Here is a 22,897-nt window from a genome sequence, read left to right as displayed (position 1 = left end):
TAGCAGCCTGCTGCAGCACGCTGCTACCCGGGCGAACACCGTGTTACCCCTGGGCGGCCGGAGCGATCAGCCGCGCGGGATCGTGACCGCCTGGGCGCGGTTGGCCGCGCAGACGACGGCCCGCAAGGAGGCGGTGACGATGTTCTCGTGGATGCCGATGCCCCACACGATCTCGCCGGCGATCTCACACTCGACGTAAGCAGCCGCGGCCGCGTCGCCACCGGCGGAGAGGGCGTGCTCGGCGTAGTCGAGGACCCGGATCTCGGCGCCGGCCTCCTTCAGCGCGTCGACGAACGCAGCGACCGGGCCGTTGCCGACACCCTTGTAGGTGCGCTGCTCACCACGGACGCGGAGGTCGACGATCTGCTCGTCGCCACCCTCAGCGTCGGTGACCGAGGACCAGCTCTCCAGGGCGTACGGCTCCTCGCGCTCGAGGTACTCCTTCGAGAAGATCGACCAGATCTCCTCGGGGCTGACCTCGCCGCCCTCGGTGTCGGTGTGCTGCTGGACGACGCGCGAGAACTCGATCTGGGCGCGACGCGGCAGGTCCAGGGAGTGCTCGGTCTTGAGCAGGTAGGCGACACCGCCCTTGCCGGACTGGCTGTTGACCCGGATGACGGCCTCGTAGGTGCGGCCGACGTCCTTGGGGTCGATGGGCAGGTAGGGCGCCTCCCACGGGATCTCGCTGACGTCCTTCCCGGCCTCAGCAGCCAGACGGTCGAGGTCCTCCAGGCCCTTCTTGATGGCGTCCTGGTGGGAGCCGGAGAAGGCGGTGTAGACCAGGTCGCCGGCGTAGGGGTGGCGCGGGTGGACGTTGATGTTGGTGACGTACTCGACGGTGCGGCGGATCTCGTCGATGCCGCCGCCGATGGTGAAGTCGATCTGCGGGTCGATGCCCTGGGAGAAGAGGTTCATGCCCAGGGTGACCAGGTCGACGTTGCCGGTGCGCTCGCCGTGGCCGAACAGGCAGCCCTCGACACGGTCGGCGCCGGCCATCAGGCCGAGCTCGGTGGCGGCCACCGCGGTGCCGCGGTCGTTGTGCGGGTGCAGGCTGATGGCCGAGTGCTCGCGGCGGGTCAGCCCGCGGCCGAAGTACTCGATCTGGTCGGCGTAGGTGTTCGGGGTCGACATCTCCACGGTGGCGGGCAGGTTCAGGATGATCTCCCGGCCGGCCTCCGGCTGCCACACGTCCGAGACCCGCTCGCAGACCTCGAGGGCGTAGTCGGTGTCGGTCTGGGTGAAGATCTCCGGGCTGTACTGGTAGCCGAAGTCCTCGGTGCCGACCAGCTCGGGGACGTGCTCCTCGGCGTACTTCATCACCATCTCGGTGCCGCGCACCGCGATCCCGATGCACTCCTCCGGGGTCACGTTGAACACGACCCGGCGGAACAGCTCGGCGGTGGCGTTGTAGAGGTGGATCGTGGCGCGCGGGGCGCCGGCGATCGACTCGGCGGTGCGCGAGATGAGGTCCTCGCGGGCCTGGGTCAGGACCGAGATCTGTACGTCATCGGGGATCCGGTCCTCCTCGACCAGCTTGCGCACGAAGTCGAAGTCGGTCTGGGAGGCCGACGGGAAGCCGACCTCGATCTCCTTGTAGCCCATCGCGACCAGCAGCTCGAACATCCGCAGCTTGCGGGCGGGCGTCATCGGGTCGATCAGGGCCTGGTTGCCGTCACGCAGGTCGGTGGAGAGCCAGCGCGGAGCCTTGGTGATCTTCTTGGCGGGCCAGGTGCGATCGGGTACGTCGACGGGCACGAACGCGCGGTAGCGCTGGTGCGGCATCCCCGACGGCTTCTGCTGGTTGCTGGAGTTGCTCAGATTGGTCATGGAGTCCTCGCTGTGTCTTGGTCCGGAAGGGCCGGGCACGACAAACCTCCGCAGCGAGGGGGTCCGGCTGTCTCAGGCCCCGCTGCGGCAGCTAAGGAGGAGGCTGCGCATCATGACTCGGTAACAATAACAGAACAGAACTGGCAGACTGGCCGCGCAGTCGAATGAGCCTCGAACACTGAGACAGCGAAGTACTGTGACGCGGAAGAGATGGCGAAGGGGAGGAACGGGCGTGGCCCAACTCGAAGAGCTGACGGTCGAGGAGTCCTGGCGGCTCGCGGCGGACACCCAGATCTCCCGGATCGGCTGGAACGGGCCACGCGGTCCGGTCGTGCTGCCGGTGAACCATCTCGTGCACGACAGATCGGTCTGGATCCGCACCTCGGCCCACTCCTCGATGGCCGAGCAGGTCGACGAGAGCTCCGTGGCCCTGTTGGTCGACGACCTCGACCCGGACACCCACGTGGGCTGGTCGGTGCAGTTCAAGGGCCGCGCGGAGATCCTCTACCGCGACGACCAGATCCCCGAGGCCGTCAAGGACCTCCACACCTGGCCGGCCGGGCCGCGTCCGCTGTGGGTGCGGCTGCACCCCAAAGAGGTCACCGGCCGCCGTCTGGCCGCTGACGGCTGATGCCTCGGCTGCTCGTCGTCCACCACTCCCCCACCCGGTCGCTGCAGCGGCTGACCGATGCGGTGGTCTCCGGCGCCAACGACCCCGAGATCGAGGGTGTCGAGGTCCTCGTACGTCCCGCGCTGGAGGCGACGGCCGACGACGTCCTGGCCGCCGACGGCTACGTCCTCGGCACGAGCGCCAACTTCGGCTACATGTCGGGCGCCCTGAAGCACTTCTTCGACTCGACCTTCCTGGCCGTCGGCGGCGCGCTCGACCCGTCGGGGGCAGCCGGTGAGTCCGCCGGAGAGACCGCGAAGCGGCCCTACGGCCTCTACGTCCACGGCCGCTACGACACCACCGGCGCGATCCGCTCGGTGCAGTCCATCGTCGGCGCGCTCGGCTGGGCCCAGGCCTACGACATCCTCGACGTCCTGGGAGACGTCGAGGACGCGCACCTCGAGGCGGCGTACGAGCTGGGAGCCACGCTGGCGGCCGTCCTCGCCTGATCTGTCCTTTCGGCTCGCTCATGGATTCGCAAGTAGAGTCGATCCCCGTGATCGGCCATACCCCCAGACGTACGACTTCGTTGTCGCTCCTGATCGTGGTGCTCGCCGCCCTCGCGCTCAGCGGGTGCGGCGGTGAGCGGGCGGCTGCCGAGGGCGAGGACCCGAAGCAGGTGGACTCGACCGCGCTGCCCGAGGTCGGCAAGTGCCGCAACCTCACCCACGAGGACGTCGCCGAGGCCTACAACTTCGACAAGTACGTCGCCTGCGACGAGCCGCACAACGCCGAGACCTTCGGCGCCGGACCGCTCCCGGACGAGTTCAAGGACGCCGAGTACGGCGACGAGAAGGTCAACGAGTGGGCCTTCAGCCAGTGCCGCAAGCTGCTGGAGAAGTACGTCGGCTCCGACCAGTCGCTGCTGATGCGCTCGATGCTCTCCCACGTCTACTTCGGCCCGTCGGAGAAGGCCTGGGACGAAGGCGCGCGCTGGATCCGCTGCGACGTGGTCGGCGGTGGCCAGCAGGGCGCCGAGTACGTCGACCTGCCGACCACCACCCGCAACCTCCTCAAGGTCAAGAAGGTCGAGGACGTCGAGGACCGGTGGATGGTGTGCGCCGAGGGCAAGACCGTCGCCTCCGCGAAGGTGCCCTGCTCCGAGCCGCACCAGATGCGCGCGGTGACGACCATCAAGCTGGGCGAGGACAAGACCAAGTTCCTCGGCGTCGCGGAGTCCAAGAAGAAGGCCTCGCAGTACTGCAAGGGCTCGGTCCAGGCCTGGCTGGGTTACCCGGAAAGCTTCGACTACGGGTACACATGGTTCGGAGAGAAGGAGTGGAACGCCGGCAACCGCTGGGCGGTCTGCTGGGCGGTGACCGAGGAGTGAGCATGCCAGAGACGCTGAAGCGGAGCCCGAAGCGGGCGGCGCCGCTGTGGGGGGCTCTCGTCGTCGTCGGGGCCTTGGCCCTCGCCGGTTGCGGCGGCGGCGAGCCGAAGTCGGCCCCGTCACCCTCCTCGGCGCCTCCGTCGCCCTCTGCCTCGGCAGCGCCCTCCCCGAAGGAGGGGGCCTGCTACAACCTCACCTACGACGAGGCGCTGGCCCCGACCGCCGGCGGCACCGCGGTCACCTGCAAGGGCAAGCACACCACCCAGACGTACGCCGTGGGCCGGCTGAAGAACGTCGTCGACGGTCACCTCGTCGCGGTCGACTCCGAGCAGGTCGCGGCCCAGGTCGCCGAGGCGTGCCCCAACAAGGTCACCAAGTATCTCGGTGGCGACGCCGACGACCTGCGGCTCTCGATGCTGCGCCCGGTCTGGTTCACGCCGACGATCGAGGAGTCCGAGGCCGGTGCCAACTGGTTCCGCTGCGACGTCATCGGCATCGCCGGCCCCAAGGCCCTGATGACCCTCAAGGGCAACATGAAGGGCGTCCTGGGCGACTCCGAGACCGCCGAGCCGTTCCGGATGTGCGGCACCGCCTCACCGAAGTCCGACTCCTTCAAGCGCGTCCCCTGCTCCCTCAAGCACACCTGGCGGGCGCTGTCGGTCATCGACCTCGGCTCCGGGAAGTACCCCGGCGAGTCGAAGGTCAACAGCGCCGGCGCCGAGGACTGCAAGGCCGCTGCCGCCGAGGTCGCCGACGACCCGCTCAAGTACGAGTGGTCCTGGGAGTTCCCCAGCGCCGAGCAGTGGGAGGGCGGCCAGAACTACGGGATCTGCTGGGCGCCTAGCTGATTGCGTGCCGAGTCGGCTCGTGTTCAGAAACCGAGCTTGCGCAGCTGCCGCGGATCCCGCTGCCAGTCCTTGGCGATCTTGACGTGCAGGTCGAGATAGACCGGCATCCCGAGCAGCTCCTTGATCTGCAGGCGGGCGCGCTGACCGACGTCCTTGAGCCGTGAGCCCTTGTGGCCGATCACGATGCCCTTCTGGGAGTCGCGCTCGACGTACAGGAAGGCGTGGATGTCCATCAGCGGCTTGTTCTCCGGGCGGTCCTCACGCAGGCGCATCTCCTCGACGACGACGGCGATGGAGTGCGGGAGCTCGTCGCGTACGCCCTCCAGGGCTGCCTCGCGGATGAGCTCGGCGACGATGATCTCCTCGGGAGAGTCGGTGAGCTCGCCGTCGGGGTAGAGCGGCGGTCCCTCGGGGAGGAGCTTGATCAGCAGGTCGGCGAGGAGGTCGACCTGGTCGCCACCGACGCTGGAGACCGGCACGATCTCGGCCCACTCGATGCCGAGCTCGACCCCGAGGTTCTGGATCGACATCAGGTGCTCGCCGATCTGCTCGGGGGTGGCGAGGTCGGTCTTGGTGGCGACCGCGACCCGCTTGATGCCCTTCTTGAGCTTGTTGGCGTTCTCCGCGATCCGGCGGTCACCGGGGCCGATCTTCTCGTTGCACGGGAAGCAGATCGCGACCACGTCGACCTCGGTCCAGGTGGCCTCGACCAGGTCGTTGAGCCGCTCGCCGAGCAGCGTACGCGGCCGGTGGATGCCCGGGGTGTCGACGAGGATCAGCTGGCCGTCGGGGCGGTGGACGATGCCCTTGACCACGGTGCGGGTCGTCTGTGGCTTGTCGGAGGTGATCGCCACCTTGGTGCCGACCAGCGCGTTGGTCAGGGTCGATTTGCCCGCGTTGGGGCGTCCGACGAACGACACGAAGCCGCTCCGAAATTCTGGTGCTGGCGGCGCCGGGCTCGGCTCGGTCACTGTTGCTCCTGTTGCTCGTCGTATCGCTGCCAGATCTGCTCGTCGGTGAGCCCCTGGGCCTTGCCCTCGCGCCACACCGGTCCGGGATCGACCGCGCGCGGCTGTCGCTTCTGGCCGCCTCCGCGCCAGTAGCCCATCACGTCGTAGGCGTGGGAGTCGAGCTTCCGCTCCCGCATCAGATGCTTGCGGATCGCCCGCATCTGGCTCGACTCACCCGCCATCCAGAAGTAGCCGTCGCCGGCGGGCCACTCGATCTTCTCCACGGCCGCGGCCAGGTCGGAGGTCGTCTCCGAGGGCGGCGCCGACCAGGTGACCTCGACGCCGTCGGGGAGATACCCGGGCAGGTCGTCCGGCGTCTCCGCCCAGATCCGCGTCGGCAGCGTGGTGGTCTCGGCGATCCGCGCCATCGCCGGCATCGCGGTCAGGTCGCCCACCAGCAGCAGCCACTGCGCGCCGTCGGGCTCGGCATAGGAGCCCTTGGGCTCGGTGATCGTGACCGTCTGTCCCACCGGGTCCAGCCGGGTGGCCCACTCGGTCACCAGCCCGACGTCGTGGACGACCACGTCGAGGGTCAGCTCGTCGTCGCGCCACGACCGCACGGTGTAGTAGCGCGACTGGAACTGCCCGGGCACGATCAACCCGACCCACTCGTCGGGGATCCCGGTCGACTCGAAGCCGGCCAGGCCGGGACCGCCGAGCACCAGGCGTACGAGGTGGGGCGTGATCTGCTCGCGCCGCAGCACCTCCGCGGCGTACTGCTCGGCCTTGACACTCATCGCCTCAAGGTTATCCGCGCACCCGCGGCCCGCCCGCATCAGCGGCGCACTCACCCCTGGCCGATGGCGAGCAGAGCCTCCCGAGTCGCGTCGTCGGCCGGGAACATCGCCTCCACGGCGATCTCGTCGACCGTCACGTCGCGAGGTGCGCCGATCACGGAAAGGACGTAGAGGAAGGACAGGTCGCCGAGGCTCGTACGCAGCATCAACGGCAGCACCGGCAGGGCACCCGCCGTGACCGCCGGCGCGTCCACGTCGGCCCCGGGCGGCGCCGGATAGCCCTCCACCTCCTTGAGGAGCTCGACCAGCCCCTCGGCCGCGGTGCGGTCGAGCTGGCGACGGATGCGGCCCACGACGTGGGCTCGCCACTGGGTGTAGTTGCGGACCTGCGCCGCCAGCCCGTCGGGGTGCAGGGTCGCGCGCAGCATGTTGAGCCGCGGCTGCCGCAGCGCGTCCGGCAGCGGGGCCAGGAAGAGCTCCATCGGCCGGTTGGTCAGCACCACGTCCCAGCGGACGTCGACCGCACAGGCCGGATAGGGCTCGTGGGCGGTGAGCACCGCCTCGACCGCGGACCTGGCGGCCCCGAGGTCGTCGAGCGGCAGCTCCTGGTGGACGGGCGCGAAGCCCGCCGCGAGATAGAGCCGGTTGCGCTCGCGCAGCGGCACCTCGAGCTCCTCGCAGAGCCGCTCGATCATCGTCCGGCTCGGACCCGACCGGCCGGTCTCGATGAAACTGAGGTGACGCGCCGACACCTCGGCCGCGATCGCCACCTCGAGCTGCGAGCGACGGCGCCGCTCGCGCCAGTCACGAAGCAGCTCACCGACGCTCAGCTGGGCCGTTGTCATGCCCTCAGGCTGCCGGGCGGAGCGCGGCGCGGCAACTACCCGGGAGGTAATCGACAGGGCTCGCGCAGAGGCGGATCGTCATGGCCATGACGACTGAAACCACACCTTTCTCACCTGCCGCCACCGCCGAGGCGTACGTCTCGTTCTGGAACCTCCCCGCCGACGAGCAGCGCACCCTCGGCGCCACCCTGTTCGCCTCCGACGTCGCTCGCTCCACTCCGATCGGCGAGACCACCGGCCTCGAGCCGCTGATCGACTTCACCCGCCAGTTCGCCGAGGGCGTCGGTGACTTCACGTTCCTGGCCCGCGCCGAGCCCGACGCGCACCACGGGCACCTCAGGGTGCGCTGGGAGATCCGCAAGGAGGAGGGCTCGTTCGCCGAAGGTACCGACGTGCTCGACCTGGACCGGGCCGGGCGGATCGCCGCGATCACCGCGTTCATCGATCGGGCCCCCGACGGCTTCGATCCGGACGCCCACCACGAGGAGGCCTGAGGGTTCCTCGGCCGCCCGGCCCGACCCTGCTCAGGCGGGAGCGTCGCCGCTCCCGCCCGGGCCACCTCCCAGCCCGATCTCGTTGCCGTCGGGATCACGGAAGATGGTCTTCCGGACCCCGTTGTCGTACGTCTCCTGCGACTGCGGCCGCAGACCGCGGTCGGCGATCGCGGCGAGGCGGGCGTCGAGGTCGTCGACGAAGAGGGTGAGGAAGCCACGGCCGGCGATCTGCGGCCTCACCTCGATGTAGAGGTAACCGTGCTCGACCACCTCGAAGACGGCCTCGACGTCGTTGGGGTAGAAGGCCGGCGGGCCGCCGAGCAGCGCCTCGTACCAACCGGCGGACCGCGCGAGGTCGGTGACCGGAAGGCCGGCGAACAGGTCGGTCATCTCAGAACCTCCAGCGGGTCGCGCCGTAGGGCTCGACGGTGGCCACCGCGTGCGCGGAGGTGGCGTCGATGCGGAAGACGTGCCAGGGCGCCGGGCCCGCGCTCTGCGCGTTGAACGGCGCCGTGAGGGCCTCGCCCGACCCGTCGACCTCGGCCGGCCAGCCCTCGTCGTCGTGGTAGTGCTTCGCCACCCGCTCGAGCTCGTCGCCGAGGACCCGCCGCACGCGGCCCTCCACGACCAGGTCGAACTCACGCACCGTGAGCGACAGCGCGCAGCGGGGATCGCGGGCGAGGTTGCGGCCGCGGCGCGTCCCCGGCCCGGTGACCAGGTAGAAGCTGCCGTCGAGCCAGATCGCACCGACGGCGTTCACGTGCGGTCCTCCGTCGGCGTTGATCGTGCTCACCCAGGTCGTGTAGCGCCCGGGCTCGCCCTCCTGCGACCCGGGGCCCTGGTCGAAGCCCTGGTCCAGGCGAGCGGTCACCTCCGCCCAGGACATCGGCGGGGCGTCGTACATCTCAGCGAGGTTGTGGGTCTCCATGGCGGTGTCTCCTTCGACTGGTTCAGACTCTTCACCTGTTCCACGAAGGAGTCACCGCCATTTCGACAGTGCCGCGACCTCGAGCTAGAAGGTGTGCCGCAGGGGGTAGCCCGAGCGACCGTCCACGGTCTTGGTCGCGAGCACGTGGTGGAGCTGGATGTTGTTGCGCTCGAAGCCGATCCGGGAACCGGCCATGTAGATGCCCCAGACCTTCGCGGTGCCGAGACCGACCTCGTTGACGCAGGCGTCCCAGTTGTCGCGCAGGTTGTCGTTCCACGCCGTCAGCGTCTTGGCGTAGTGGACCCGGATGTTCTCGTGGTGCTGGACCTCGAGGCCGGTGTTCTCGACCGCGGACACGATGGTGCCCGAGCCGATCAGCTCGCCGTCGGGGAAGACGTAGCGGTCGATGAAGGCCCCCGCGTTCGCCCGCGAGACGTTGTCGGGACGGGTGATGCAGTGGTTGAGCAGCCGGCCCCCTTCGCGCAGCTTGCCCTTGATGAAACCGAAGTAGGCCGGGTAGTTGGCCACCCCGATGTGCTCGGTGAGCCCGATGGAGCTGACCGCGTCGAAGTCCCCCTCGACCACGTCGCGGTAGTCGGAGAAGCGCACTTCGGCGACGTCGTCGAGACGATCGGCCTTGATCGCCTTCTGCGCCCAGCTGGCCTGCTCGCGCGAGAGCGTGACCCCGAGCGCCTTGACCCCGTAGTGCTGAGCCGCGTGGCGCACCATCCCGCCCCAGCCGCAGCCGATGTCGAGCAGCCGCATCCCGGGCTCGAGCCCGAGCTTGCGGCAGATCAGGTCGTACTTGGCCGCCTGCGCCTCCTCGAGGGTGGCGTCATCGGTCGGGTAGAGGGCACAGGTGTAGGTCATCGACGGGCCGAGGACGTACTCGTAGAAGGTGTTGGAGACGTCGTAGTGGTGGTGGATCGCGTCGGCGTCGCGCTCGGGCGAGTGTCGCGTCCACGGCAGCGCGCTGATGGCGCGACCGGAGAGGTGGCGTACATTCTCGGCCCGCTGCCGCCAGGCGGGCAGGTGCTCCTGCGGCGGTGGCTTGGGCGGCACGAAGTTCTTCACCCCGAGCGCGCGCACCATCTCGACCGTCTCCCGAGGACTGGGCCGCTTGAAGTCGGTCTTGTCCAGGATCAGGTTCAGGAGCGGGTAGGGGTCGCCCGGATGGATGCCGTGCAGGGCCATGTCACCGCTGACGTAGGCACGTGCCAGGCCGAGATCGCCCGGCGCGGTCAGCAGGAACGCGAGCCCGCGGGGGTTGAGGATCTCCATCCCGAAGGGAGAGTCCCTGTCGCCGGCGACGCTGCCGTCGTACGCGGTGAGCTTGATAGGGAGCCCACCGTCGAAGAGTTCGTTGATGGTCTCTGCAATGTGATTCACAGTCTCTTCACCGCCTTGCTGTACAGATCGGTCAACCGGTTGCCGGGGTCATACCTCGCCTTCACGGCAGCGAGGTTGTCCCCGTCATAGAGAGCGTCGAAGACATCCTTGTCGTAGAACGCCTCGGAGTAGAGCGATTTATGCCCGCCGAGCTCGTGCACCTTCGTCTCGATCGCACGGTTCTTGGGAGCGTTGACGGCGCCGGGGCCGACGTGGACCGTGCCCCAGAAACCGACGTTGACGTACGTCCGGCCCGCCTCGAGGGGGTAGGTCGGCCATTTCCCTCCTGTGTTCGTCCCTCGGGAGACCAGCGGGCACAGCCACACCGGCCGCATCCCGATCTCGGCGTCGAACCACTCCAGGAACGCCGGAAGGTTCTCGACCGGGACCTCGATGTCCTGGATCACCCGTTCCCTCAGGAGCCGTCCGGCACGCGCGTCGAGCTTGTCGGCGATGCCGAACCTCCGGTCCAGGCCGACCAGCTTCATGTAGACGTCCGAGCGCCGCAGCCGGCGCGGCCAGACCCTGCGGAGGTACTTGTTCTGCGCCCCGAAGGCACCCGAGCACCAGAACCAGTCGGTGTCCCAGCGCCACAGGTAGTCGTAGGTCGTCAGGAGGTCCACTCCGCCGTTTTCTTGGGAGAGCTGCTGGATCGAGCGGTAGTAGATCTGCTGGCCGCCGTAGTCGCTGGGCGCCTGTGTGGCCTGCTCGGTCCAGGTCGCCAGGGTCAGGTAGTACTCCCCCGGCTCGAAGGCGACCCCGTCGAGCCCGTCGACCCGCTCCCCCTCGTACGTCCTGGTCTCGGTGATCTGCGCGATCGTCTTCGTGAGCAGACCGAGGTCGTCGAAGCGTACGTGCCGCAGCGCGACGTAGCCTGGCACCTTCTCCAGCTTGATCTTGAGCCGGGTGGCGTAGCCGAGGGAGCCGTAGGAGTTCGGGAAGGTGTCGAACAGCTCCTCCCCCGGTCGGGTCGTGACGATCTCGCCCGACCCGGTCAGGATGTCCATCTCGAGCACCGACTCGTGCGGCATCCCGTTGCGGAACGAGGTGGCCTCGATGCCCATCCCGGTCACCGCGCCGCCGAGCGTGATCGTGCGCAGCTGCGGGACGACGTAGGGGATCATCCCGTACGCCAAGGTGGCATCGACGAGGTCCTCGTAGGTGCACATCCCCTGGACGTCGGCGGTGCCCGCTCCGGCGTCGACCTCGATCACACCAGCCAGTCCGGAGACGTCGAGACCGGGGGCATCGGTCGCCGCCCGGGCCCGGAAGAGGTTGGTGGTGCGTTTGGCGAGCCTGACGGGAGCGCCGTCAGGAATCCTTCGGTAGGAGGCCGTCAGCCGCTCGACGGCCTCGGTGTGTCGTTGCCAACCAGTCTCACCCGTCACTCCACGCACTTTACTCGCGCGCTGCGATCTCGGGTTTCGATTTTCACGTTCGTTCGCTTACAGTCACAAGCGCCGACTGCTCCCGTCGAGCTCCCCCATCTCGTGCACCCTGGAGGGTCCCCATGTCCAGTGCTGCCCATCGTGACGCTGTCTCGACGCTCGCCGAGAAGGCGACCCCCTACTTCACCGAGAACCAGGTCAAGTGGCGCAACAAGTCCGTCTCGCAGGCCCGGCTCGCGCTGGCGATCGACCAGATCGTCGTGCACATGCGTGAGAAGGGCGTCGACATGGCCACCATGAACGGCCTCACCGCCTACCGTGACGAGGACGGGATCCACGTCACCATCGAGCTCGGCACCCTTCCCCTCCTCGCCGAGTCCGGCGGGACCGGCGGGCACCGAGCCGCTCGCTGAGCGGCTCGCAGGGGCTCAGCGGAGGTTGCCGCGCGGGTCGCCGACGAGGACCGGGACGTCCTCGCCCGCGAACTCCTTGACGATCGAGAGGTCGTTCGCCGAGACGTCCTCGGCCTCGCCGAGCACGACCACGGCCTCGAGGCCCTTGGCGCCCGACGCCACCGCCATCGCCACGCAGACGCCGATCGCGGAGACCTGGAGCGAGGGCAGGTCCACGGTGGCAGCGGCGTAGGTGCGACCGTCGAGGTCGCGTACGGCTGCTCCTTCGGCCGCACCGGTGCGGGCGCGCGTCGCGCGGGCCAGGGTCACCAGCTTGCGGTCCTCCACGGAGGGCTCACTCTGCTCGGGCATGGGCCTCTTTCTTCCTGTCCGACTTCTCGCTGTGCTCGTCCTCGTCGTCGGCCTCGGTCTCGGCCGGGACGACGGCGCTGATGCGTACGGTACCGATCTTGTTCCGCCGGCCGGCAGCCTCCTCGGCCACGAAGCAGAGCCCGTGGGCCTCGACCTCGGACCCGGGGATCGGCACGAGGCCCAGATGCTTGGCCATCAGACCGCGTACGGAGTCGACGTCGTCCTCCTCGACGGGGACGCCGATGAGCTCCTCGAGGTCGCTGACCAGGAAGCGGGAGGGCACCCGCCAGGAGCCGTCGCCGAGGTGGAGCGGCTCGCGGTCCTCGAGGTCGTACTCGTCGGTGATCTCGCCGACGATCTCCTCGAGGATGTCCTCGATGGTGATCAGGCCGGCGGTGCCGCCGTACTCGTCGACGACGACCGCGATGTGCTGGCGGTGCTGCTGCATCTCGGCCAGCAGCTCGTCGACCGGCTTGGAGTCGGGCACCCAGGTCGGCTTGCGCATCAGCGACTCGACCCGCTGGGTGGTCTCGACCTCCGGCGCCTCGAAGTCTCGCGCGACGACGTCCTTGAGGTAGACCATCCCGATGATGTCGTCGAGGCTGTCGTCGATCACCGGCATCCGGGAGTAGCCCGAGCGCAGGAACAGCGAGAGCGCCTGTCGCAGGGTCTTGCGGCGCTCCAGGAAGACGATGTCGCCGCGGGGCACCATCACCTCACGGGCACGGGTCTCGCCGAGCTCGAAGACCGAGTGGATCATCCGGCGCTCGTCGGCCTCGATCAGGTCGGAGGCCTCGGCGATGTCGACCAGCTCGCGCAGCTCGGTCTCCGTCGAGAACGGGCCCTTGCGGAAGCCCTTGCCGGGGGTGAGCGCGTTACCGAGCATGATCAGCAGGCTCGGGATGGGGCCGAGGATGGCGGTGATCGCCCCGATCGGGCCGGCGACCGCGAGGGCGATGCCCTCGTGGTGCTGACGCCCCAGCGTGCGGGGACCGACGCCGATGACCACGAAGGAGACCACGGTCATCGTCGCGGTCGTGGTGAGCACCGTCGGCCACCAGCGGCCCTGGTAGAGGTCGTAGGCCCACAGCGCGGCCAGCACCGTGGCCCCGATCTCGCACAGCAGCCGCAGCAGCAGCACCGTGTTGAGGTAGCGGGCGGGGTCACCGACCACCGCCACCAGGCGCTTGGCGCCGGCACGTCCTTCGGAGACGAGCTCCGCGGCCCGGGCGCGGGAGAAGGCGCTGAGCGCGGCGTCGGCGGCCGAGAAGAGGCCGGCGATGAGGACCAGAACTGCGGCTGCGATCAGCAGCCTCGCATCGTCCATGGGTGTTGGTCGAGCTCCTACTCGGGTGCGTTGGCCGACGAGCCCCAGGCCGTGAGCAGCTTGGCCTGCAGCCCGAACATCTCGGCGTGCTCTTCGGGGTCCACGTGGTCATAGCCGAGCAGGTGGAGGATGCCGTGGGTGGTCAGCAGCTCGATCTCCGCCACCGTGCCGTGGCCGGCTGCCTCTCCCTGCTTGGCCGCGATCGTCGGGGCGATGATGATATCGCCCAGGTCGCCCTCCTCCGGCTCCTCGTCAAGGCGGCCGGGGAGGAGCTCGTCACCGGGGAAGGACAGCACGTCCGTGGGGCCTTCGGTGTCGAAGTAGCGCTCGTTGAGCTCGGTGATCGTGGCCTCGTCGCCGAACTTGATCCGCAGGTCGGCCTGCGGGTGCACGCGCAGCTGCTCGAGCAGGAAGCGAGCGAGCTTGGCGACGTGCTCGACGTCGATCTCCTGCTCGGACTCGTTGATGATCTCGGTGCTCATGTGGTCGCTCGCTTGCGCTCGCTCATCGCGTCTCTCCGGAAGCCCGCTCGCGCTGGGCCTGGCTCTGCACGTCGTGCTCCTCGTAGGCGGCGACGATCTTGGCGACCAGCCGGTGGCGTACGACGTCGTGGCTGGTCAGGTTGTTGAAGCTGATGTCCTTGACGTCGTCGAGGATGCCCTCGACGACCCGCAGCCCCGACCGTTGGCCCGAGGGGAGGTCGGTCTGGGTGACGTCACCGGTCACCACGATCTTGGAGCCGAAGCCGAGGCGGGTCAGGAACATCTTCATCTGCTCGGGCGTGGTGTTCTGCGCCTCGTCGAGGATGATGAAGGAGTCGTTGAGGCTTCGTCCGCGGAGGAACGCGAGCGGGGCCACCTCGATGGTCCCCGACGCCATCAGCTTGGGGATCATCTCCGGGTCCATCATGTCGTGCAGCGCGTCGTAGAGCGGGCGCAGGTAGGGGTCGATCTTCTCGGTCAGGGTGCCGGGCAGGAAGCCGAGCTTCTCACCGGCCTCGACCGCCGGACGGCTCAGGATGATCCGGTTGACCTGCTTGGTCTGCAGCGCCTGGACCGCCTTGGCGACCGCCAGGTAGGTCTTTCCGGTGCCCGCCGGGCCGATGCCGAAGGTGATCGTGTGCTTGTCGATCGCGTCGACGTAGCGCTTCTGGTTGAGCGTCTTGGGGCGGATGCTCCGGCCCCGGTTGGAGAGGATGTTGAGGCTCAGCACGTCGGCCGGCTTCTCGGTCGTGTCGGCCTGGAGCATGCCGATCACCCGCTCGACGGTCTCGCCGCTCACGCCCTGACCGGTGCGGATGATCTGGACCAGCTCCTCCAGGACCCGCTCGATCATCGCGATCTCGCTGGGGGCGCCGTGGAGGGTGATCCGGTTGCCGCGCACGTGCACGTCGGCGTCGAAGTGGGCCTCGATGATCGCGAGGTGCTCATCGGCGGGGCCGAGGACGGTCACCATGTCGACGCTGTTCGGAACGACCACGGTGTGCTTGGTCGAAGCGGAGCCCGAGACAACCTGGGCGGTCGTAGGTGTGTCGGTAGGAAGCGGGCTTGGGTGTCGATCGGTCATGGATGCCCGGAGCGGGCCCTTTCTCGTCATGAGGCTGATACGTCCATGGTACGCGGGCGCTCCGCCCCGCTCCTACTGGATAGTTCGGGGTCAGCTGCCGAGCAGCGATTCGACCCGGGAGGTCTCCTCGGCGAGCTCGTCGCGCTCGTCCGGGGTGAGGTCGCGGAGCAGCTTGACGATCTCGACCTTGCCGTCGACGGGCTTCCAGAGGCCGACGAGGTGTCCGCCCGCGATCATGACCGCGCCGCCGCCCCCGATGCCCCACTCCTTCCGGGTGCCCTTGGCGGTGATCCGCTCCCGGTTGGCGTGCGAGAGCCAGACGTTGTCGAACCTCCCCAGCAACCGCACCGGAGCGTGCTCCTCGCCGGTGGCGAGCGGAGCGTCCGGGACGTCGTAGAGGGTCTTGCCCGCCTCGTCGCGATAGGTCACCAGGCCCTCGATCCGCTTGACCACCGGGCCCAGCCGGGTCAGCGACGACCACGTGGTGATGTCGGCGGCGCTCGCCGGTCCGAAGGCGAGCAGGTAGCGGCGTACGATCTGCGGGGCCAGCGTCTCGACGACATCGTCCACGGCCACCGGGGGCACGCCCGTCCAGCGCGGGAGCAGGTCGTAGACGAGCCCGCCCGAGCCCTTCCACAGGCCGCGCGGCGGCAGCTGGACCAGCGGCAGCTCGTTGCGAGCGCGCAGGCCGAGCGCCTTGGCCGGCACGCCGGGGAAGTGCTCGACCAGACCGGCCTCGAGAGCCGCATTGGGCAGCGCCCCGAGAGCGAGTACGTCCTCGGCGGCCTCCACGAAGCCCTCCAGCTGCGCGGCCGGGCGGACGATCTCGACCCGCTGGGTGTAGAAGTCGTGCACCGGCTGGGTCCAGGCCCTGATCAGCGCGGCATCGGCCGCGGTGTGCATGTGGATGGTCGAGCGCAGCGAGGAGAGCCGGACCAGCGCGCTCGACTCGAGCTGCGCGCTGAGCGCGTAGGGGTCGAACGACTCCAGCCGGGCGGCCAGCGCGAAGAACGGCGGCAGCGACTCCTGCGCCTGCAGGCCAACAAGATGCTCGATCATCTCGTCCGGGGCGAGCGAGGCCCGCGACAGCAGGTGCTGGCGGAGCAGGAGGGTCCGGTTGAGCTGCCGTTCGGTGAGGATCACGGTAGCGATGATGTCCTACTCGACGGTGATCCGGGCGCCGACCTCCTCAGAAGGCTTCCCTTCGCCGTCGGAGGTGTCGTCGGTGCGAGCGATGAAGAGGTAGGTCCCGGGCTCGAGCCCGGAGACGTCGACCGTCGTCGTCCACGGGTAGAGCTTGTCCACCCAGCCCTCGGCCGTCGCATGACCTTCGAGCACCGTCTCACCGGAGCCGTCGCGGACCTCCCACGGCACGTTCGCCTCGGGAGAGTTGGCCTTGCCCGAGGCCTCGAAGCTGCCTTCGACGGTTGCTCCCTCCGCCGGCGCCGCCAGCGTGATCAGGCCGGAGGTGCGTGGCAGCGTCGACGGCTCCTGGGACGGCTGGGCCGACACCTCCGGGTCTTCGGCGACAGCATCGTCGCCTCCACACCCGCCGGCCGCCAGGGCCAGCGCGCCGGCGAACACGGTGGCTGCGACACGGCGCGCCAAGAACGTACCTGTGCTCCTCATGCCCCCATCGTCACCCTCCGCTCGCCAACCGCGAACCCACCACGCCGAGCAGTCACTTTCTGGTCGGTTCTAACGCCGAGGCGTCGAAAATCGGCGTCGAGAGGTCAAAACTCGAGCCCGAGATGTCAACCCTGGCGGCGAGGCCGGCGCGTTAGAACTGACGTCTCGGCGTCAGACTTCGACGTCTCGGCGTCAGATTTTGACGTCTCGGCGATCAGTCCCAGCGGCGGGTGCGGGCCAGCAGGGCGGCGCTCGCCGCGACGCCTGCCGTCGAGGTGCGCAGGACCTCGCCGCCGAGACGGATGGTGGTGGCGCCGGCCTTCTCGAACAGGGCGATCTCGTCCTCCGTGAGGCCGCCCTCGGGGCCGACCACGACGAGGATGGTGCCCTCGTCGATGACGGGGACGGCACCGAGCGGGAGGGTGCCCTCCTCGTGGAGCACGACGGCCACGTCGGCCGCCTCGATCTTGGCCACCACGGCCTCGGTGGTGGCCATCGGCTCGACCTCGGGGTGCCACAGCCGGCGCGACTGCTTGGCGGCCTCGCGGGCGGTGGCCCGCCAGCGGGCCAGGGACTTGACCGCGCGCTCGCCCTTCCAGACGGCGACCGAGCGGGCCGCTGCCCACGGGACGATGCGGGCGGCGCCGATCTCGGTGAGCATCTCGACGGCGAGCTCGCCGCGGTCTCCCTTGGGCAGTGCCTGGACGACCGTCAGCGCGGGCTCGGGCGGCGCGTCACCGACGATCACCTCGTCGACGCGTACGGTCATCGACTTCTTGGTGGTCGCCGAGATCGTGCCGGTCACGCCCTCGCCGGCGCCGTCGGTGAGCACGACCGCCTCGCCGACGCGGAGGCGGCGTACGACGACCGCGTGGTGGCCCTCGTCACCGCTCACCTCGATGTCGTCGCCGACACGGGTGCCGGCGAGCGACTCGACGAGGTGGACAGGGAGAGTCATCGTGGATCAGTGCCCGTTGAGGGTGTCCTTGAACCAGGAGAAGACGCCGCCCTTGTGGGCCGCTTTGAGCTGGCCCTGGACGGACTCCTCACCGCGCATCTCGGCGAGCTGGCGCAGCAGCGCCTCCTGCTCGAGGTCGAGCTTGGTGGGCGTCTCCACGTTGATGGTCACGATCAGGTCGCCGCGACCGCCCCGCAGACCGGGCACCCCGCGGCCACGCAGGACGTGGTCGGTGCCGGACTGGGTGCCGGGCTTGAGGTCGATCTGGATCGAGGCGTCCTCGGGGTCGATCTGGTCGGCACCCTCGCCGACGAGGTCGGCCTCCAGCGTCGGCAGGTTGAGCGTGGTGCCGAGCGCGGCCGCGGTCATCGGCACCTTCGCGGTGCAGTGCAGGTCGTTGCCCCGACGGGTGAAGGTGGCGTGCTTGGCGACGTGGATCTCGACGTAGAGGTCGCCGGCGGGGCCGCCACCGGGGCCGACCTCACCCTGCTCGGCGAGCTGCACCCGGGTGCCGTCGTCGACGCCCGGCGGGATCTTGACGGTCAGGGTGCGGTGGGAACGCACCCGGCCCTCGCCGCTGCAGTCGCGGCACGGGTCGGGGATGACGGTGCCGAAGCCGTTGCAGGCCGAGCACGGGCGCAGCGTACGGATCTCGCCCAGGAAGGAGCGCTGCACGACCGCGACCTCACCCTGGCCGTGGCAGGTCTCGCACGGGATCGGGTGGGAGCCCTCCGCAGCCCCCTCGCCACCACAGGTGTCACAGACGACCGCGGTGTCGACCTTGAGGTCGCGGGTGACGCCGAAGGCGGCCTCGGCCAGGTCGATGTCGAGCCGGATGAGGGCGTCCTGCCCGCGGCGTACGCGGGGGCGGGGGCCACGGCCCGCGCCACCGGCGCCCGCACCGGCGCCACCGAAGAAGGCGTCCATGATGTCGGTGAACGAGAAGCCCGCGCCCTGCGCGCCGAAACCGCCCCCGAACGGGTCCCCACCGCGGTCGTACGCAGCCCGCTTCTGGGGGTCGCTCAGCACCTCGTAGGCGTGGGAGATCTCCTTGAACTTCTCCTGCGACTCGGCGTCGGGGTTGACGTCAGGGTGATACTGGCGCGCCAGCTTCCGGTACGCCTTCTTGATCGTTGCGTCGTCGGCGTCCTTGTCGACACCGAGGAGCTCATAGGGGTCCAACGTCGGTCTTCCTGCCATCGAAGTTCGCTGATCTTCCTTGAATCGAGTCTGCTGCTCAAGCCTCGTCGAGGATCCGGGAGAGGTAGCGCGCCACCGCGCGCACCGCCGCCATGGATCCGGGGTAGTCCATCCGGGTCGGGCCGACCACGCCGAGCGTGGCCAGCGCCTCGTCGCCAGGTCCGTAGCCGGTCGCGACCACGCTGGTCTGCGACAGCTCCTGGTAAGGGCCCTCGGCACCGATCCGCACCGTGACCAGTCCGCCCGCGGTCGCCTCGCCCATCAGCTTGAGCAGGACGACGTGCTCCTCGAGGGCCTCCAGGAGCGGGCGTACGGCGGTGTCGAAGCTGTCGCCGAAGCGGGCCAGGTTGCTGGTGCCGCCGATCGAGATCCGCTCGTCGGAGCGGTGGTCGCTCATCGCCTCGATCAGCGCCTCGGCGACGCTGGTCGTGAGGTCGTCGCTCGGCGCGTCCTCCTCGGGCTGGGCGATCGCGCGCAGCGCCTGGCAGGCCTCGCCGATGATGACGCCGTCCACGGCGGCGTTGACCTGCGTACGCAGCCCCGCGAGGGTCTCCTCGGAGACCTCCTCGGCCACCTCGAGCAGCCGCTGCTCGACACGGCCGGTGCTGAGGATGAGCACGAGCAGGAGCCTGGTCGGAGCCAGCGAGACCAGCTCCACGTGGCGGACGGTCGAGCGGCTCAGGGTCGGATACTGCACCACCGCGACCTGGCGGGTCAGCTGGGAGAGCAGCCGGGTCGAGCGGCTGACCACGTCGTCGAGGTCGACCGCGCCGTCGAGGAAGCCGGCGATCGCCCGCTTCTCGGCCGCGGTCATCGGCTTGACCGTGGTCAGCCGGTCGACGAAGAGCCGGTAGCCCTTGTCGGTGGGCACCCGGCCGGCGCTGGTGTGGGGGGCGGTGATGTAGCCCTCCTCCTCCAGCGCGGCCATGTCGTTGCGTACCGTCGCCGGCGAGACACCCAGGCCGTGACGCTCCACGAGCGCCTTGGAGCCGACCGGCTCCTCGGTCTTCACGTAGTCCTCGACGATCGCTCGAAGGACGGAGAGTCTGCGTTCGTTCTGCATCTGCCCTCCTGTCGTCCTGGCTGCCTGGCACTCATTCCGTGCGAGTGCCAATCCTACCGGTTCGCAGCACAGGAACCAGTTTCCGGTGGCCGCTTCGCTCTGTGGAACGGATTACTTCTCTCGCCATCGAGATAGCCTTAGGTTAGGCTGACCTTAGAGTCATTGTTCCTCTGCTTCCGCCCCACTGGAGGGTCCCATGATCGCCGACGATCTGCTGGTCCGCATCACGGCCCACGCCAACGACGAGCACCAGGCCGACCTGTGCCGCTCGCTCTCCGCCCGGCTCGGGCTGCGGCCGCGTCACATCGTGGGCGTACGCCTCTCCCACCTCACCGCGGAGAGCGTCGAGGTCTCCTGGATCACCCTCGACGGCGGCCACCACGTGACCTTCCGGTTCCCGGAGACGGCGGCCACGCCGGACGATGTTCTCGAGCAGCTCGGGCGCGTGCTCACCGGTTCTCGCTGCTGACGCTAGTAGCGTTCTCCGGATGAGCGATCGCTATGGCTCCGACGTCCTGGCCGGTGATTGGAAGAAGCCCAAGCACGGGCGTGCCGTCGAGACTCCTGCCGAGCTGGGCGCGGTGGTGGAGGAGGTCGAGACCGACTTCGTCGGTGAGATCGTGCGGATCGACCGCGACCTGCACACGCTGACCCTCGAGGACCGGCACGGCAAGCGGCGTACGTTCCCGCTCGGGCCGGGCTTCTGGCTGGAGGGCAAGCCGGTCATCCTCACTCCCCCGGTGACCCGGGTTGCGCCCGCGGCGCCGACCCGGACCGCGTCGGGGTCCGTGGCCGTCACCGACGTCAAGGCGCGGGTCGCGCGCGAGTCGCGGATCTTCGTCGAGGGGCGTCACGACGCCGAGCTGGTCGAGAAGATCTGGGGCGACGACCTGCGGATCGAGGGTGTCGTCGTCGAGTACCTGGGCGGGGTCGACGACCTCGCCGACCACCTGGTCTCGTTCCGTCCCAGCCGCGAGCGGCGGGTCGGGGTGCTCGTCGACCACCTGGTCAAGGGCTCGAAGGAGGCCCGGATCGCGGAGTCGATCCGGCGCTCCGCGGTCGGCCAGCACGTGCTCATCGTGGGCCACCCGTTCATCGACGTGTGGCAGGCGGTCAAGCCGGCCCGGCTCGGGCTCGAGGCGTGGCCGAACGTGCCGCGCTCGATCGAGTGGAAGAAGGGCATCTGCCAGCATCTGGGCTGGCCGCACCGCGATCAGGCGGACATCGCCCGGGCGTGGAAGACGATCCTGGGGCGGGTGAACTCGTTCGGCGATCTCGAACCCGCCCTGCTCGGGCGGGTCGAGGAGCTGATCGACTTCGTCACCGAGCCGGTCTGAGGTCTTCGGTCAGCTTGGGTCAGTAGGACGACTTCTTCGGCATGATGATCCACAGCACGATGTAGACGATGAACTGCGGTCCGGGAAGCAGGCAGGAGATGAGGAAGGCCAGCCGGATCAGGTTCGAGTTGATGCCGAAACGCTGACCGAGGCCGCCGCACACGCCGGCGATCCATTTGTCGTTGGTGGGACGGGAAAGAGTTGTGGTTGCCATGACTCCACTCTCCCCTGTCGGACGCTCTTTACCAATCAGGATCACCCCTGATCCTGCGGTCAGGACCAAGGTCCCGGACTCAGGGCTGCTCAGGGCTCATCAGGGGAGCAGGTCTCGGACCACCGCGTCGGCGAGGAGCCTGCCGGTGTCGGTGAGGAGGATCGTGTCGCCCTCGACGGTGACCAGGCCGCGGCGTACCTGCTCCGGAAGAGCTTCCCGGCCCTCGTCGTCCAGGGCGTCTGCCGGGAGGCCGTCGGCGAGCCTCAGCTCGAGGAGCACACGCTCGACCCGGCGGTCCTCCTCGGCGAGGATCTCGCGGGCGTGGGCGGGGCTCTGGTTGCTGCCGATGCGGTCCGCGTACGCCTTGGGGTGCTTCACGTTCCACCACCGGGTGCCGCCGACGTGGCTGTGGGCGCCGGGACCGACGCCCCACCAGTCGCCGCCCTGCCAGTAGAGCATGTTGTGACGGCAGCGCTGGGACTCGTCGGTGGCCCAGTTGGAGACCTCGTACCAGCTCAGACCGTGCTTTCGGAACGTGGCGTCGGCCAGCTCGTACTTGTCGGCGAGGTCGTCCTCGTCGGGCATCTCGATCTCGCCTCTCCTGACCCGTCGGGCCAGGGCGGTGCCGTCCTCGACGATGAGGGAGTAGGCCGAGACGTGGTCGGGGTTGCTGGCCAGGGCGGTGTCGAGGCTGGTGCGCCAGTCGTCGACCGACTCGCCCGGGGTGCCGTAGATGAGGTCGAGGGAGACCTGCTCGAAGCCGGCTTTCCGTGCCCACTCGACGACCAGCGGGACCCGCTCGGGGTCATGGGTGCGGTCGAGGGTCTTCAGTACGTGGGGGACGGCCGACTGCATGCCGAAGCTGAGGCGCGTGAAGCCGCCCTCGCGCAGGGTGCGCAGGTAGTCCAGGTCGACCGAGTCGGGGTTGGCCTCGGTCGTCACCTCGACGTCGTCGGCGAGGCCGAACTCGTCCTTGATACTTGTCAGGATGCCGGTCAGGTCCTGGGCCGGGAGGAGGGTCGGGGTGCCGCCGCCGAAGAAGACGGTGTCCACCGCCTTGTCACGCTCACCGAGCACGCGGCGGGCCAGCCGGACCTCCTCGATGGCCTGGTCGGCGTACGTCTGCCGGCTCACGCCGGGGCCCAGCTCGACCGCGGTGTAGGTGTTGAAGTCGCAGTAGCCGCATCTGACCGTGCAGAACGGGACGTGGACGTAGAAGCCCAGTCCCTTCTCGCCCAGCGTGCTCAGCGATTCGGCCGGGAGCGACCCGTCGGTGGGGGCGGGGTCGCCGGGAGGCAGAGCGGAAGGCACGTCTCCATTATCGATCCACCTGTCGAAAAGGGTTAACCGCGCCTGATGGGGTGGTGGGAAAA

At 69.2% G+C, this 22,897-nt stretch carries 27 protein-coding genes; 8 read left to right on the top strand and 19 right to left on the bottom strand.

Going from position 1 to position 22,897, the window contains the following annotated elements:
• Window positions 1-66: 66 nt before the first annotated feature.
• Window positions 67-1,827 carry a 2-isopropylmalate synthase gene (leuA, locus tag ACZ6WN_RS23225; protein ID WP_465867984.1) on the bottom strand — a complete coding sequence of 587 codons (1,761 nt, stop codon included), beginning with the start codon at window positions 1,825-1,827 and terminating at the stop codon, window positions 67-69.
• Window positions 1,828-2,059: 232 nt separating this feature from the next.
• Between leuA and ACZ6WN_RS23220 the strand changes: the two genes are divergently transcribed.
• From ACZ6WN_RS23220 to ACZ6WN_RS23205, 4 genes are read left to right on the top strand one after another with little or no spacing between them, the layout of a single operon-like run.
• A complete protein-coding gene (locus ACZ6WN_RS23220; protein WP_465867982.1) occupies window positions 2,060-2,458 on the top strand; it encodes a pyridoxamine 5'-phosphate oxidase family protein in 399 nt (132 codons plus the stop codon).
• The gene (locus ACZ6WN_RS23215; protein ID WP_465867980.1) at window positions 2,458-2,946 is read left to right on the top strand and encodes a flavodoxin family protein; all 489 of its coding nucleotides are present in this window, start codon (window positions 2,458-2,460) and stop codon (window positions 2,944-2,946) included. The genes ACZ6WN_RS23220 and ACZ6WN_RS23215 overlap by 1 nt, the downstream gene beginning before the upstream one ends.
• 47 nt (window positions 2,947-2,993) lie before the next feature.
• Window positions 2,994-3,827 carry a septum formation family protein gene (locus tag ACZ6WN_RS23210; protein WP_465867979.1) on the top strand — a complete coding sequence of 278 codons (834 nt, stop codon included), beginning with the start codon at window positions 2,994-2,996 and terminating at the stop codon, window positions 3,825-3,827.
• A 2-nt stretch (window positions 3,828-3,829) separates the two neighbouring features.
• Window positions 3,830-4,675: a septum formation family protein gene (locus tag ACZ6WN_RS23205; RefSeq protein ID WP_465867978.1), complete on the top strand. Its 846-nt coding sequence runs from the start codon at window positions 3,830-3,832 to the stop codon at window positions 4,673-4,675.
• A 23-nt stretch (window positions 4,676-4,698) separates the two neighbouring features.
• Here the strand turns inward: ACZ6WN_RS23205 and era are convergent, their stop codons facing one another.
• Genes era through ACZ6WN_RS23190 form a run of 3 tightly spaced genes read right to left on the bottom strand, consistent with a single transcriptional unit; the run spans window position 4,699 to window position 7,267 of the window.
• Window positions 4,699-5,646, bottom strand: a complete 948-nt coding sequence (era, locus tag ACZ6WN_RS23200; protein ID WP_465867976.1) for a GTPase Era — start codon at window positions 5,644-5,646, stop codon at window positions 4,699-4,701.
• The gene (locus tag ACZ6WN_RS23195) at window positions 5,643-6,422 is read right to left on the bottom strand and encodes a siderophore-interacting protein (protein WP_465867974.1); all 780 of its coding nucleotides are present in this window, start codon (window positions 6,420-6,422) and stop codon (window positions 5,643-5,645) included. The genes era and ACZ6WN_RS23195 overlap by 4 nt, the downstream gene beginning before the upstream one ends.
• A gap of 50 nt (window positions 6,423-6,472) precedes the next feature.
• Window positions 6,473-7,267, bottom strand: a complete 795-nt coding sequence (locus ACZ6WN_RS23190; protein ID WP_465867973.1) for a helix-turn-helix domain-containing protein — start codon at window positions 7,265-7,267, stop codon at window positions 6,473-6,475.
• 86 nt (window positions 7,268-7,353) lie between these two features.
• Between ACZ6WN_RS23190 and ACZ6WN_RS23185 the strand changes: the two genes are divergently transcribed.
• Window positions 7,354-7,761: an isomerase gene (locus ACZ6WN_RS23185; protein WP_465867971.1), complete on the top strand. Its 408-nt coding sequence runs from the start codon at window positions 7,354-7,356 to the stop codon at window positions 7,759-7,761.
• A 30-nt stretch (window positions 7,762-7,791) separates the two neighbouring features.
• Here the strand turns inward: ACZ6WN_RS23185 and ACZ6WN_RS23180 are convergent, their stop codons facing one another.
• The 4 genes from ACZ6WN_RS23180 to ACZ6WN_RS23165 all read right to left on the bottom strand — a co-directional run bounded on the left by ACZ6WN_RS23180 (window position 7,792) and on the right by ACZ6WN_RS23165 (window position 11,466).
• A complete protein-coding gene (locus tag ACZ6WN_RS23180; protein WP_465867969.1) occupies window positions 7,792-8,151 on the bottom strand; it encodes a VOC family protein in 360 nt (119 codons plus the stop codon).
• A gap of 1 nt (window position 8,152) precedes the next feature.
• Window positions 8,153-8,689, bottom strand: coding sequence for a pyridoxamine 5'-phosphate oxidase family protein (locus ACZ6WN_RS23175; protein WP_465867967.1), 537 nt, complete (start codon window positions 8,687-8,689; stop codon window positions 8,153-8,155).
• An 84-nt stretch (window positions 8,690-8,773) separates the two neighbouring features.
• Window positions 8,774-10,078 carry a class I SAM-dependent methyltransferase gene (locus ACZ6WN_RS23170; RefSeq protein WP_465867965.1) on the bottom strand — a complete coding sequence of 435 codons (1,305 nt, stop codon included), beginning with the start codon at window positions 10,076-10,078 and terminating at the stop codon, window positions 8,774-8,776.
• Window positions 10,075-11,466 (bottom strand): FAD-binding oxidoreductase, encoded by a 1,392-nt coding sequence (locus ACZ6WN_RS23165; protein WP_465867963.1) that lies wholly within the window; start codon window positions 11,464-11,466, stop codon window positions 10,075-10,077. Before ACZ6WN_RS23165 ends, ACZ6WN_RS23170 begins: the two co-directional genes overlap by 4 nt.
• Window positions 11,467-11,588: 122 nt before the next feature.
• Between ACZ6WN_RS23165 and ACZ6WN_RS23160 the strand changes: the two genes are divergently transcribed.
• Window positions 11,589-11,879, top strand: a complete 291-nt coding sequence (locus ACZ6WN_RS23160; protein WP_465867962.1) for a hypothetical protein — start codon at window positions 11,589-11,591, stop codon at window positions 11,877-11,879.
• A 15-nt stretch (window positions 11,880-11,894) separates the two neighbouring features.
• Here ACZ6WN_RS23160 and ACZ6WN_RS23155 read toward each other — a convergent pair whose 3' ends face one another.
• The 9 genes from ACZ6WN_RS23155 to hrcA form a co-directional block, all read right to left on the bottom strand.
• Complete coding sequence (locus tag ACZ6WN_RS23155; RefSeq protein WP_465867960.1) at window positions 11,895-12,230, bottom strand: cytidine deaminase; 336 nt, start codon at window positions 12,228-12,230, stop codon at window positions 11,895-11,897.
• Window positions 12,214-13,557, bottom strand: coding sequence for a hemolysin family protein (locus tag ACZ6WN_RS23150; protein WP_465867959.1), 1,344 nt, complete (start codon window positions 13,555-13,557; stop codon window positions 12,214-12,216). The genes ACZ6WN_RS23155 and ACZ6WN_RS23150 overlap by 17 nt, the downstream gene beginning before the upstream one ends.
• Before the next feature lie 17 nt (window positions 13,558-13,574).
• Window positions 13,575-14,039, bottom strand: a complete 465-nt coding sequence (gene ybeY, locus ACZ6WN_RS23145) for an rRNA maturation RNase YbeY (RefSeq protein ID WP_465867957.1) — start codon at window positions 14,037-14,039, stop codon at window positions 13,575-13,577.
• 22 nt (window positions 14,040-14,061) lie between these two features.
• Window positions 14,062-15,012, bottom strand: coding sequence for a PhoH family protein (locus ACZ6WN_RS23140; RefSeq protein ID WP_465868289.1), 951 nt, complete (start codon window positions 15,010-15,012; stop codon window positions 14,062-14,064).
• Window positions 15,013-15,213: 201 nt separating this feature from the next.
• Window positions 15,214-16,266 carry a winged helix DNA-binding domain-containing protein gene (locus ACZ6WN_RS23135; protein ID WP_465867956.1) on the bottom strand — a complete coding sequence of 351 codons (1,053 nt, stop codon included), beginning with the start codon at window positions 16,264-16,266 and terminating at the stop codon, window positions 15,214-15,216.
• Between the two features lie 15 nt (window positions 16,267-16,281).
• A complete protein-coding gene (locus ACZ6WN_RS23130; RefSeq protein WP_465867954.1) occupies window positions 16,282-16,752 on the bottom strand; it encodes a Gmad2 immunoglobulin-like domain-containing protein in 471 nt (156 codons plus the stop codon).
• A gap of 214 nt (window positions 16,753-16,966) precedes the next feature.
• Window positions 16,967-17,710: a 16S rRNA (uracil(1498)-N(3))-methyltransferase gene (locus ACZ6WN_RS23125; RefSeq protein WP_465867953.1), complete on the bottom strand. Its 744-nt coding sequence runs from the start codon at window positions 17,708-17,710 to the stop codon at window positions 16,967-16,969.
• A 6-nt stretch (window positions 17,711-17,716) separates the two neighbouring features.
• Window positions 17,717-18,910, bottom strand: coding sequence for a molecular chaperone DnaJ (gene dnaJ / locus ACZ6WN_RS23120; RefSeq protein ID WP_465867952.1), 1,194 nt, complete (start codon window positions 18,908-18,910; stop codon window positions 17,717-17,719).
• A 37-nt stretch (window positions 18,911-18,947) separates the two neighbouring features.
• Window positions 18,948-19,973, bottom strand: a complete 1,026-nt coding sequence (hrcA, locus tag ACZ6WN_RS23115; RefSeq protein WP_465867951.1) for a heat-inducible transcriptional repressor HrcA — start codon at window positions 19,971-19,973, stop codon at window positions 18,948-18,950.
• Window positions 19,974-20,169: 196 nt separating this feature from the next.
• Between hrcA and ACZ6WN_RS23110 the strand changes: the two genes are divergently transcribed.
• A complete protein-coding gene (locus tag ACZ6WN_RS23110) occupies window positions 20,170-20,442 on the top strand; it encodes a hypothetical protein (RefSeq protein WP_465867950.1) in 273 nt (90 codons plus the stop codon).
• 19 nt (window positions 20,443-20,461) lie between these two features.
• A complete protein-coding gene (locus ACZ6WN_RS23105) occupies window positions 20,462-21,310 on the top strand; it encodes a DUF3097 domain-containing protein (protein WP_465867949.1) in 849 nt (282 codons plus the stop codon).
• 19 nt (window positions 21,311-21,329) lie between these two features.
• On the opposite strand, the gene ACZ6WN_RS23100 is transcribed toward ACZ6WN_RS23105, so the two are convergent.
• The gene (locus ACZ6WN_RS23100) at window positions 21,330-21,524 is read right to left on the bottom strand and encodes a PspC domain-containing protein (RefSeq protein ID WP_465867947.1); all 195 of its coding nucleotides are present in this window, start codon (window positions 21,522-21,524) and stop codon (window positions 21,330-21,332) included.
• Window positions 21,525-21,623: 99 nt separating this feature from the next.
• Window positions 21,624-22,835 carry a radical SAM family heme chaperone HemW gene (gene hemW, locus ACZ6WN_RS23095; protein ID WP_465867946.1) on the bottom strand — a complete coding sequence of 404 codons (1,212 nt, stop codon included), beginning with the start codon at window positions 22,833-22,835 and terminating at the stop codon, window positions 21,624-21,626.
• Window positions 22,836-22,897 lie beyond the last annotated feature (62 nt).

This window comes from Nocardioides sp. NPDC054178, assembly GCF_055585005.1.
This window is presented reverse-complemented; position numbering and strand designations above follow the sequence as displayed.